Origin of the sequence: Limnobacter sp., assembly GCF_036846585.1 — a bacterium.
Classification (GTDB): Bacteria; Pseudomonadota; Gammaproteobacteria; order Burkholderiales; family Burkholderiaceae_B; genus Limnobacter.
Map to the genome: position 1 here is coordinate 1 of NZ_DAIUBR010000053.1, position 11,506 is coordinate 11,506.

The 11,506-nt window shown below is 52.2% G+C and carries 13 protein-coding genes and 1 riboswitch; of the genes, 8 read left to right on the top strand and 5 right to left on the bottom strand.

Features of this window, described 5'->3' with window-relative positions; translation table 11 throughout:
* The first annotated feature begins 80 nt into the window (after positions 1-80).
* The 4 genes from V7028_RS14900 (at position 81) to V7028_RS14915 (ending at position 3,357) form a co-directional block, all read left to right on the top strand.
* The gene (locus V7028_RS14900; RefSeq protein WP_334120872.1) at positions 81-812 is read left to right on the top strand and encodes a pseudouridine synthase; all 732 of its coding nucleotides are present in this window, start codon (positions 81-83) and stop codon (positions 810-812) included.
* A 125-nt stretch (positions 813-937) separates the two neighbouring features.
* Positions 938-1,498, top strand: coding sequence for an elongation factor P (gene efp / locus V7028_RS14905; protein ID WP_334120873.1), 561 nt, complete (start codon positions 938-940; stop codon positions 1,496-1,498).
* Positions 1,499-1,563: 65 nt separating this feature from the next.
* A complete protein-coding gene (earP, locus tag V7028_RS14910) occupies positions 1,564-2,625 on the top strand; it encodes an elongation factor P maturation arginine rhamnosyltransferase EarP (protein ID WP_334120874.1) in 1,062 nt (353 codons plus the stop codon).
* Positions 2,626-2,697: 72 nt separating this feature from the next.
* Positions 2,698-3,357, top strand: coding sequence for a hypothetical protein (locus V7028_RS14915; protein ID WP_334120875.1), 660 nt, complete (start codon positions 2,698-2,700; stop codon positions 3,355-3,357).
* Positions 3,358-3,369: 12 nt separating this feature from the next.
* Here V7028_RS14915 and V7028_RS14920 read toward each other — a convergent pair whose 3' ends face one another.
* Genes V7028_RS14920 through V7028_RS14940 form a run of 5 tightly spaced genes read right to left on the bottom strand, consistent with a single transcriptional unit; the run spans position 3,370 to position 7,513 of the window.
* Positions 3,370-4,266, bottom strand: coding sequence for a tyrosine recombinase XerC (locus V7028_RS14920; protein ID WP_334120876.1), 897 nt, complete (start codon positions 4,264-4,266; stop codon positions 3,370-3,372).
* Positions 4,227-4,874 (bottom strand): DUF484 family protein, encoded by a 648-nt coding sequence (locus tag V7028_RS14925; RefSeq protein ID WP_334120877.1) that lies wholly within the window; start codon positions 4,872-4,874, stop codon positions 4,227-4,229. The genes V7028_RS14920 and V7028_RS14925 overlap by 40 nt, the downstream gene beginning before the upstream one ends.
* Positions 4,871-5,746 carry a diaminopimelate epimerase gene (gene dapF, locus V7028_RS14930; protein ID WP_334120878.1) on the bottom strand — a complete coding sequence of 292 codons (876 nt, stop codon included), beginning with the start codon at positions 5,744-5,746 and terminating at the stop codon, positions 4,871-4,873. The genes V7028_RS14925 and dapF overlap by 4 nt, the downstream gene beginning before the upstream one ends.
* A gap of 37 nt (positions 5,747-5,783) precedes the next feature.
* Positions 5,784-6,659, bottom strand: a complete 876-nt coding sequence (locus V7028_RS14935; RefSeq protein WP_334120879.1) for a lysophospholipid acyltransferase family protein — start codon at positions 6,657-6,659, stop codon at positions 5,784-5,786.
* Positions 6,660-6,667: 8 nt separating this feature from the next.
* Positions 6,668-7,513, bottom strand: coding sequence for a lysophospholipid acyltransferase family protein (locus V7028_RS14940; RefSeq protein WP_334120880.1), 846 nt, complete (start codon positions 7,511-7,513; stop codon positions 6,668-6,670).
* Positions 7,514-7,688: 175 nt separating this feature from the next.
* On the opposite strand from V7028_RS14940, the gene metK reads away from it, so the two are divergent.
* The 4 genes from metK to V7028_RS14960 all read left to right on the top strand — a co-directional run.
* Positions 7,689-8,855 carry a methionine adenosyltransferase gene (gene metK / locus V7028_RS14945; protein WP_305562127.1) on the top strand — a complete coding sequence of 389 codons (1,167 nt, stop codon included), beginning with the start codon at positions 7,689-7,691 and terminating at the stop codon, positions 8,853-8,855.
* An 83-nt stretch (positions 8,856-8,938) separates the two neighbouring features.
* A riboswitch (S-adenosyl-L-homocysteine riboswitch) is annotated at positions 8,939-9,018 on the top strand.
* Between the two features lie 31 nt (positions 9,019-9,049).
* A complete protein-coding gene (gene ahcY / locus V7028_RS14950; protein ID WP_334120881.1) occupies positions 9,050-10,477 on the top strand; it encodes an adenosylhomocysteinase in 1,428 nt (475 codons plus the stop codon).
* Positions 10,478-10,496: 19 nt separating this feature from the next.
* Positions 10,497-11,294, top strand: a complete 798-nt coding sequence (locus V7028_RS14955; protein ID WP_334120882.1) for a TlyA family RNA methyltransferase — start codon at positions 10,497-10,499, stop codon at positions 11,292-11,294.
* Positions 11,295-11,313: 19 nt separating this feature from the next.
* The coding region (locus tag V7028_RS14960) for a methylenetetrahydrofolate reductase (protein WP_334120883.1) at positions 11,314-11,506 on the top strand (193 nt) is incomplete at its 3' end.

Consider the following 11,506-nt stretch of genomic DNA (forward strand, 5'->3'; position numbering starts at 1 on the left):
TGCAGCAGAGAAACGAGATTATGCACATCAATTCAAAACCTGTCAAACACTTTTGGCAAATAAACTCAAAGAATCCTTACATGAAAGTTAGACCAAGCGTAAAAATACTGCAATCACAAGGACTTGGGAGTCGTCGTGAATGTGAAAATATTTTCTGGAATTCCGAGATTTTTCGCAACGAAATTCAAATTGACCCTGAAATTGATGAAATTTCGATGGGCGACACCCTTTTAATTGAAGGAAAAACCTTTGAAATTACCCAGTACAAGTATGTGTTGATGCACAAACCCGCTGGATATGAGACTTCTCACCTGCCCAGCCACAACCCGTCGGTGTTTGATTTATTGCCGAAGCACTATACAAAGCGCGGACTGCAGGCTGCAGGGCGACTGGATGTGGATACCACCGGGCTGCTGCTGTTCTCGGATGATGGGCAGTTCATTCACCGCCTGATTAGCGGCAAGGTGGGCACCAAACAGGAAATCGAGAAAATTTATGAGGTCACTGGTGCGGGGCCGTTTACCGAGCTGCAACTAAGCCGCTTGCTGGAAGGCGTTGACCTGGATGACGAACCAGAGATTATTTATGCAAGCCGGGCCAGCGTGCTGCCTGACGGCAAGCTGGAGCTGGGCATTACAACGGGCAAGTATCACCAGGTTAAAAGAATGGTGGCTGCGGTAGGAAATCACGTGGATGCTTTACACCGCCGAGTGGTGGGGCCTTACGAATTGCCTGCTGATTTGGCACCTGCTTCCTATATAGAAGTAGACCCTGGCGCGATTCTGAACCGGGGCGGCGGTAAAACAGCCTGAATTAAAAGACTTTCTTGCCCCGTCCTGTCAACAAAAAGCCCCGAAATTTGCATTCGAAAGTGGGTTGTGCGATCAGGCACTTCGAGTACAATACGGGGCTTGAATTTTAAATCCTCATCAAACTCATGAAAACTGCACAAGAAGTTCGCCTAGGCAACGTGGTAATGGTTGGCAAAGACCCCATGGTGGTTTTGAAGACCGAGTACAACAAATCAGGCCGCAACGCCGCTGTTGTGAAAATGAAAATGAAAAACCTGCTGACAGGCGCAGGCATGGAAAGCGTTTACAAGGCGGACGAGAAGTTCGAGTTGTTGGTGCTGGAGCGCAAGGAAGTTACTTATTCTTACTTCGCCGACCCAATGTACGTTTTCATGGACGCAGAATACAACCAGTACGAAGTGGAAGCCGAGAACATGGGCGACGCACTGAATTACCTGGATGACGGAATGGAATGCGAAGTGGTGTTCTATGATGGCAAGGCGTTGTCTGTTGAACTTCCAACCAGCCTGGTGCGTGAAGTTGAATACACAGAACCAGCAGTGCGTGGCGACACGTCCGGTAAGATCATGAAGACCGCCAGGATCAAACCCACCAGCTATGAGATTCAAGTGCCTGCTTTCGTGGAAATCGGCGACAAAATCGAAATTGACACACGCACAGCCGAATACCGCGCACGTGTGAAGTAAATTTTCCACCAGACAGTGGATTGCAAGGGCCCCACTGGGGCCCTTTTTGTTTTCGGGAGCAAGGAATGCAAATCGGGATTGTGTGCAAGGTGATTGACAACTTTGGCGATGCTGGATTTTCACTGCGACTGGCCAAGGCCTTGGCCGCGCAATCACACCGTGTTGTTTTGTTTCACGATGATCCCGTGACTTTCCATGCGCTATACCCCATAGATGAAATTGCAGGGCTTTCCTTGATGGATGCCCGTGAAGCGAACCATAAGCTGAAAGAATTCAGTAACTTGGACTTGATTGTTGAGCCGTTTGGTACATCAAGCGAACACACGATGCACCGCTTCGATCTGGAGTTGAAGTGCGTTTGCCCTCAAACTCCTTGGGTGTTGATCGATTATTTGTCGTCGGAGGACTGGGTGGAGGATTTCCATTTGAGCCAATCGATTGACCCATCGACCGGGCATGTGACCACTTTCTTTTACCCGGGTTTCACCGAGAAAACAGGAGGCTTGATTCATTGCGACTACCCGGCACACCTGAGAAACATGACGACGCGATATAGCGACAATGATTTGAAGGTGTTTGTTTTTTCTTACCCGAATGCCCCGCTTGCCGAACTGATTGATTGTTGCAACAAAACAGGGACCAACACACGCATTTACATTGCCGGGTCCAAACCCGCCGGAATTGAGGCGACTTGCGTGACAGAGCTTGCCTTTCGCCCGCAAAGAGATTTTGATGATTTGCTGGCCAAACACGATGTGCTGTTTGTGCGGGGCGAAGATTCATTTGTACGGGCGCAACTGGCTGGGCGGCCCATGATTTGGCAAATTTACCCAACAAGCGATGGTGCGCATGCCGACAAACTGGGCAAATTCTTTGAGCGATATTCCTCAGGACTGACACCAGACTGCAAGAAGGCACTGTGGGATTGCTGGGTCTGCTGGAATGGTCTGAATAACACACATGCGTTTTCAACAAGCTGGCAAGCGCTGCAAGTTCATTTGCCGGAGTTGCAAGGGCATGCCTTGCAATGGCAATTGCGATTATTGAGCGGCCCGGAACTTGTAGGGCAACTTCTCATGTGGCGACTTCTCCAGTTCCCTACTTTGAGCGAACAGACTGATATATAAGGCTTTTATCGCCAAAAGGAAATACTGGCGAAAGGATGAAACTGAATTCAGGTTTAACGCTTGGATTCAGACATGCTTTCATTTCTCCTCTCAGTGGGCTTGGCTTTTGGGTCGATCGACCTGAGCCAGTTGCCTGCGCGACAGGTGGAACAAATCGCGAAAGAAGTGATCGTGGACATGCAGGCCGATTTGCCCACCAAGCCTTCATTGATCGTGACCAAACGCGCCGAACCCACACCACTGGGCGCACTGGCCTATGCGAACGGGAAATGCGTGGTGATTATCAACACCAATGAAACCGCATGGTCGCAGTGGGGCCGCTTTTTGAATGAGGACAACCGGGCGCTGTGGCCTCAGATTATTGCGGCGTCGGTTGCCCATGAAATGGGACATTGTTTGCGCGAGAGCCGAAAGTTCACGGCCAGTTACAAGCTGGATGAAGATGAGTTTCGGGGCCTTGAGAGTACGGGCGGTTTTGGCCCTCAACCTGAAATGGTTTTCAAGCAAGAGTTGTTTGCCGACACCGTTGCAATTTTGTACGCCCGGGAACATGCGGGCAGTGATTCTGAACGCGTAATTGGGGCAATGATTCAGGCCCGCGAGCGTTATGGCGCGAACGAACCCACCCACAACACGTCGAAAGTTCTAAAACAATTGCTGAATACGGACATGCAACGATTGGGCAATGAGCCTGTTGGCGTTGCAGCAACCCGTCTTCTGTCTGCGCTTTAAGAGTGCCGGGCTTTATTTGGCGCGCGGGAAGGTTTTGTCATAAACACCGGACAGGTGATCGAAATCAAGTGCAGTGTATATCTGCGTGGATGCAATTGACGCGTGCCCCAACAATTCCTGCACAGCACGCAAGTTCTGGGTGCTTTGCAACATGTGACTGCCAAAAGAGTGGCGCAACATGTGGGGATGCAGGTGTTGATCCAAACCCCTGAGTTTTGAAAATTCGGATACGTCTTTTTGTGCCTGCCTGGCCGACAATGGCAAACCCTTTGCTGACAGAAACAAGGCGTTTACCGGGGGATTACCAATCTGCATCAAATGTTTTGTACGCAAACCTGAAAACTCGGCAAATCGTTCCCTAAGCGCATCAATGATCGGAACAATTCTGGTCTTGTTGCCTTTGCCCAGCACACGAAGTTCTATCGAATTTGCAAAAACATCATCGGTCAACGACAGTGCTTCACTGATTCGAAGGCCTGTGCAGTACAACAATTCAATCAGCGCGTGCGCCTGTGCAAGTCGATACTGTTCTGGCAAGGGCCCTTGGAGCAAGGCAGCCAGTTGATCCACGCCAACGGCTTTGGGCAGGGCTCGTGGCAGTTTGGGCGTTTTAAGACCCAAGGCGGGATTGAGTTCAATTTGACCGGAATCTAGCAGAAAACCGAAAAACCCGCGCCAACTGGACGCCATTCGGGCCAAGCTGGAGGGTGCCGAACCACCGGCATGCCGTTTGGCCAGAATGGTTTTCAATGCAGTGGCAGACACGGCTGTCAACGGGCCTTCAATGAATGACAGGTCTCGCCTGACGGCGAGGACCGAGTGTTCGCTGTAACGACGCTCCAGACGAAGAAAGTCCAGATAGCGTTGAATCAAGCGGTCGTTGTTTGAAGGCGGCTCAGTGCTGCGCATGCGGTTTCAGCCAGCGTGTTGAGAAAATCGGTTTCCAGGGTGGGCGAAAAACGGTCTTTGTCGGGAGAGCCAAAACCCAGGCAACCAAAAGCTTCGGGGTTGATGCCCACGCGCAGCGGGATCAACACCACGGAGCGTGGGGCAACTTCTTCACCCTGAAACACGGACAAGGTGGGCGCATTCTCGGCAAAACCGCAGTAAAGCGATTGCATGTTGCTGACGAGGGCTTGATCCTCTTCGCTGACCGCATCGCCTTGATTCCACAACTGCAAACGAACAATGGGCACCACGAATTGTTTTTTTGTTTGCTCAACGAGCACGGCTGGCAGGTCGACTGCGTTTTTAACAGTTAGCAGGGAGCGGGTGATCGTTTGCAAGTTGTTGATGATGGCCTGGTTTTCAACGGCGGCATGGGTCATTTCAACCATACGGTGCTCCAGCAGCTTGACCTTTTCCCGCATGGTTTGAACCTGACGTTCGTGCAGGGAAGCCACATTGCCTGAACTTTGTTCTGGCAGCTTGATGAAGGCCAGAATGCCCGGGTTTCTGATGAGGAAATCGGGGTTGGCTTTTAAAAAGTCGGCAACTTGAATGGCCTCGTCGGTCATATGTAAAATTCTCCTTCGAAAACTGTTTGTGCGGGGCCTGTCATTAGAACATCGCTTTCAGGTTGGCCACTCCATTCAATGGTCAGCGTACCACCGGTTTTCACAACATCCACCTGTTCGGCGATCAAGCCCATTTTCATGCCAATTACTGCGGCTGCGCACGCACCAGTGCCACATGCCAATGTTTCACCAACACCGCGTTCATAGACGCGCAAATGTACCCGACTGCGATCAACCACGTGAAGAAAACCAACATTGACGCGTTCGGGGAAACGGGGATGCGATTCAAGGGTTGCGCCAAGGTGTTGCACCAGATCATCGGATGCAGGCTGGTCGAGCAACACAACCACATGGGGATTGCCCATGGAGGCCACGCCAACCCACAGCTCTTCTAGATCTGCCCCGGAATCAACTGGTAGCTTGTACTGTGTCAAGCCGCCAACCTTGCGAGTGGCTAAACCTTCCGACACAAAAGGCACTTTGGCTGGATCAAACTGTGCGGGCCCCATGTTGACCTTGACCCAGTTGTGCTTGATCAGTTCGGGTTGAATAATGCCGGCAAGTGTTTCAACGGTGATCTGGTTTTTGTGGGTCAGGCCCTTGTCGAATACATACTGGGCAAAGCAGCGTGCACCATTTCCGCACTGCTGTACTTCTTGCCCATCGGCATTGAATATGCGGTATTTGAAATCAGCCTGAGTGGACGATTCCACGATGAGAACCTGATCGGCCCCGACACCAAAATGACGATCGGCAAGACGTTTGATCAGCGAAGGGGTCAAATCAAGCTGGCCTGCGCAGTTGTTCAGGACAACAAAGTCATTGCCTGCACCATGCATTTTGGTGAACTTCAAGGTAGTGGGTGAATTCATTGCTGTATTAAAAAAGGTGAACCCGATCATCAATCCATCAGTATATTCTGGACTCGCCGTCGGGGCGGGTTTTGAATCGTTTGTGTAACCACAAGTACTGGGGAATGTTGTCTTTCACCCATGCTTCAATGTGATGGTTCATAGCCTGGGTCGATCCCGTGTCATCTTCCGTCGGGAAACCGGGCAAGGCCTCATGAATACGAAGGGTGTAACGCCCGTTGCTGTAGCGCGTGGTGACGGGCACTACTTGTGCCTTGAGCATTCTGGACAAACGCGCCACGGCGGTGACTGTTGCCGCCTTGACGCCGAAGAAGGTGACAAACACGGAATCGCGTTCGCCAAAGTCCATGTCGGGCAAGTAATACAGGGGACGGCCTTTCTTCATTGCCGCGAGCAAAGGACGAACGCCCTGCTGGCGTGACAACAGCATTTGATCCCCAAACTTTGAGCGCCCCCGGAGAATCAGTTCATTGAGTACCGGGTTCTTCTGGTTGGAATACATGGTGACCATGTCCACTTCAAGGCACAAACGGCTCCAGGCTGCGTCCAGCCCCAGAAAATGGGGTGCCAGAAAGATGGTGGCTGGCCCGTGCGGGAGTGCGTGCAGTGCTTCCGGGTTTTCGATGTGCACACGGTCGCGAACAAGCGCTTCATTGCCCGCCCACAACCAGGCACGATCCAGAAATGTGCGCAAATAAAAGTAAATGTGGGCAACCGCCCAACGAAGACGCTGGAGGAATGATGATTCGGGAAAACACAAGGAGAGATTTTTGAATGCCACCATGCGCCGTTCGCGGGCGAAGACCAATATCAGCAAGGTTAAGGAGGCGGAGATCAGTGTGACCACCGCGCGATAAAACACAAATGGTAAGCGTCCCAGAGCAAACCAGATGGTGATTAAAATTTGAGTCACGTTGTTCCTTATTGCCCTTTGGGTGCCTTGAAACGCTCGTAGCCCCAATAGTACTGATCGGGGTGTTTCAGGATGAGATTTTCCATTTCCGCATTGATCTGCGTGGCGGCTTCAACCGGGTCTGAGCTCAGTTGTTCAGGCCCTGCATAAAATTCCAGCCGAAAGCCCTGTCCCGCCGGCTTTCGAACCCCCACGGCAAGCACAATCGCAGCGCCTGTGGCTTGTTGCAGGCGGCCGGGCAAGGTCATGGTGTAAGCAGGCTGACCGAACATGGGCGCCCACACACCCTCGCCTTCCGAGGGAACCTGATCAGGCAGCATGCCAACAGCTTCCCCACGCTTGAGTGCTTTCAACAAAATTTTGACGCCGCCCAGGTTGGTGGGGGCCAATGCTACGTTGTCGCGCGCGCGACTGCCTTCGATTATTTCTTGAAGCTGCGGCTTTCGATTGGGCCGATACAACACTGTGATGGGCGCCCTGGTTGAAAAAACCTGGGCGGTTGATTCAAAGCTCCCCATGTGGGGTGTCAGGAAAACGATGCCCTTGCCCTTGGCCTGCGCTTGTTCGATGACTTCCCAATTGAATATTTCAGTTCGCGAGGCGGCACCCTGTACAGATGAGTTTCCCCACAAATACGGCAACTCAAGCAGGGCCATGCCCGCGTGCTTGACTGAACCCTGCACAGCTCGCAATCGCACCGCTTCGTTGTTCGGAAAGGCGATTTTGGAGTGCACATCAATTTTCCGGCGGTAACTTGCAGACAAGCCGTAGACCGCCCACCCCAGCATGGCACCCAGCACATGCAGTGCGCCAAGCGGCAAAGTGGACAGGGCGTTGAATAGAATTTTGATCATGGGGCAGATTGTAACCAGTCCGGGCTTTGTCTTTGTCGCCAAATGTTGTATATTTCCCAAGTTCGCTGAGTTAAATGACAACTTGCGGGGCGAACTAAAATAAATCCGCTAAAGCGTCGCCGAGCTTCAAACGAACAAGGCGGCTGTTAACCCTTTGTTTATTTGGAGCTTTTCTATGTCAAATGATTTTCTCTTCACTTCTGAATCTGTTTCAGAAGGGCACCCGGACAAGGTTGCCGATCAAATTTCCGATGCAATTCTCGATGCGATCCTGGAACAAGACCCAACGGCGCGCGTGGCCGCCGAAACCCTGACCAACACGGGTTTGGTGGTGATGGCCGGCGAAATTACGACCACCGCGCAAGTGGATTACATTGATGTGGCCCGCGACACGTTAAAGCGCATTGGCTACGACAACGGCGACTACGGAATTGATTACAAAAGCTGCGCGGTCATGGTGTGCTACGACCGCCAAAGCCCGGACATTGCCCAAGGCGTTGACAAGGCCCATGACAATGACCTGGATCAGGGCGCTGGTGATCAAGGCTTGATGTTTGGCTACGCCGTGAACGAAACCCGTGAATTGATGCCGCTTGCAATCAGCCTTTCGCACCAGCTGGTACAACGCCAAAGTTTGCTGCGCAAAGACGGTCGATTGCCCTGGCTGCGCCCGGATGCAAAGTCGCAGGTCACCATTCGTTACGTGGACGGCAAACCCGATTCAATTGACACGGTGGTTTTGTCGACCCAGCACTCGCCTGACATTGCGTTGGCCACGCTGCGTGAAGCCGTAATCGAAGAGGTGATCAAGCCCGTATTGCCCAAGGAATTGATCAAGGGCAACATCAACTTTTTGGTGAACCCGACAGGTCGGTTCGTCATTGGCGGCCCACAGGGTGATTGTGGCCTGACTGGCCGAAAAATCATTGTGGACACCTACGGTGGTGCGGCGCCCCACGGTGGCGGCGCATTTTCTGGCAAAGACCCATCCAAGGTAGACCGCTCGGCCGCATATGCGGGCCGTTATGTGGCAAAAAATATCGTGGCCGCTGGTTTGGCAGAAAAGTGCCTGGTTCAGGTGAGCTATGCGATTGGCGTGGCCCGCCCCACTTCCATCATGGTGAACACATTCGGCACCGGCAAAATTTCGGACAGCGCGATCACCGAGCTGGTAAGCGCCCACTTTGACCTGCGTCCCAAGGGCATTGTTCAAATGCTGGATTTGCTGCGCCCGATTTATGCGAAAACTGCGGCATATGGCCACTTTGGCCGTGAAGAGCCCGAGTTCAGCTGGGAACGCACAGACAAGGCCGAGGCCTTGAGGGTTGCAGCGGGTATTTAAGCTTTGCTTGAACACAGGTTTGGGGAAGACGGGTTGAGACATGTCAGCTTGGCCTTCTTGCCCGAACCCTGATACAATTTAGCCCGTTCGAGGAGCGTTGCGACACACCCATTTTTTGGGGTGCTAGGCTCGAACAAGAAACAACCAACGGCGCTCACGCTTCTTTCTTTATGAACTTTAAAAAGGAGGGCGTGATGAACGCCATTGCAAAACCAATCACCGCTACCGGCGAAAACGATTTTTTCGTAGCCGACATCAATCTGGCCGACTTTGGCCGCAAAGAAATCGCGATTGCAGAAACCGAAATGCCTGGCTTGATGGCCATTCGCAAGGAATTTGCTGCGTCCCAACCTTTGAAAGGCGCCCGCATTACTGGATCGCTGCACATGACCATTCAAACAGCCGTGCTGATTGAAACATTGGCCGCACTGGGTGCGGAAGTGCGCTGGGCTTCGTGCAACATTTACTCGACACAAGACCATGCAGCCGCCGCAATTGCAGCTGCTGGCATTCCTGTGTTCGCATTCAAGGGCGAGTCGCTGACTGATTACTGGAAATTCACCCACCGCATTTTCGAATGGGCTGACGGTGGTTATTCCAACATGATTCTGGACGATGGCGGCGACGCCACCATGTTGCTGCACCTGGGCACCAAGGCTGAAAAAGACATCAGCGTGTTGAACAACCCTGGCAGCGAAGAAGAAATTTGTTTGTTTGAGTCCATCAAGCAAACCCTGAAAAAGGACTCCACCTGGTATTCCACGCGCCTGAAAGAAATCAAGGGCGTGACGGAAGAAACCACCACTGGTGTTCATCGCCTGTACGAAATGCACAAGAAGGGCGAACTGGCCTTCCCCGCAATCAACGTGAACGATTCTGTGACCAAGTCGAAGTTCGACAACCTGTACGGTTGCCGTGAATCACTGGTGGACGGTATCAAGCGCGCAACCGATGTGATGATTGCAGGTAAAGTGGCAGTGGTTGCCGGTTACGGTGACGTGGGCAAGGGTTCCGCACAGGCTTTGCGTGCGTTGTCGGCCCAAGTTTGGGTTACAGAAATTGACCCGATTTGCGCATTGCAAGCCGCGATGGAGGGCTATCGGGTGGTGACCATGGATTATGCTGCTGACAAGGCAGACATTTTCGTGACCGCCACGGGCAACAAGGACATCATCACCCACGATCACATGGTCAAGATGAAGGACCAGGCGATTGTTTGTAATATTGGTCACTTCGACAATGAGATCGACATTGCCAGCGTGAAGAAGTACCAGTGGGAAAACATCAAGCCCCAGGTTGACCACATTATTTTCCCCGATGGCAAGCGCATCATCATGTTGGCTGAAGGCCGTTTGGTGAACCTGGGCTGCGGCACAGGCCACCCCTCTTTCGTGATGTCGTCAAGCTTTGCAAACCAGACGATTGCACAAATCGAACTGTGGATGCACACCGAAAATTATCCAGTGGGCGTGTATGTATTGCCCAAACACCTGGACGAGAAAGTGGCCCGCCTGCACTTGATGAAAATTGGTGCCCAGTTAACAGAACTGAGCACAGCGCAAGCAAGCTACATTGGCGTGAAGCAGGACGGTCCTTACAAGCCCGACCACTACCGCTATTAAAACGGACTGGTTCGCCCCGTTGCGCGCTGATCTTGCTTTGGTTGACAAAGGCCTGTGCCCCTCAAGGGCGCAGGCACAAGTGTTGATTGAGCAAGGCAAAGTACTGGTGCGCAACGGTGTTGGCGGGGTTCCCGTTGTTGTAAAAAAAGCATCGCAGCAAATTGAGCCCTTCATGACGCTGGAATTGATTCACTGCGACGCCCCGAATTTTGTTTCAAGGGGTGGATTGAAATTGCACCATGCCCTTGAACACACCCGAATTGAAGTGGATGGCAAAAAGTGTATTGACCTGGGCCAGTCCACTGGTGGCTTTACTGACTGCCTGCTGCAGCGCGGTGCGCGCAGTGTGGTTGGGGTTGATGTAGGCAAAGACCAGTTACACCCCAGCCTGAGAAATCACGCCGCTGTGTATGCCCTTGAGGGCATCAACCTGTACAAGGTTGGCGCCGCTGAACTGGCGCAGGACATTGCGGCAATGAAACCTGAATTCATTCCGTTTGAACTGGCTGTTGCTGACCTGTCGTTTATATCGTTGCGCAAGGTGTTGTTCAATGTAGCAGCATTGCTGCCTGCACACTGCGAAGGTTTGTTTTTGGTCAAGCCGCAGTTTGAACTGGGTCCGGAGCACATTGGAAAAAACGGCTTGGTCAAGAATCTTGAAGGGTTGATTGAGCAGCTGGAAAATGATGTAAAAACAAGCTGCGCCCTACTGAATTTGCAAGTAAACGATTTTTTTCCATGCGAGCTGAAAGGCGGCGATGGCAATCAGGAATACTTTGTGCACGCAGTGAAAACGAAGACTGCTGCGACCCAATAAATTTGTGAACATACACACCATGATGAACATCAGCTTTGAATTTTTTCCTGCAAAAACCGACGAAGGCGCAGAAAAGTTGCGCACAACACGGGCACTGTTGTCTGAACGCAAACCCGAGTTTTTCTCGGTAACCTTTGGCGCTGGCGGCACCACACAGGACGGCACATTGTCCACCGTGCTGGAGATCAAGGCTGCTGGTGAAGAGGCAGCAC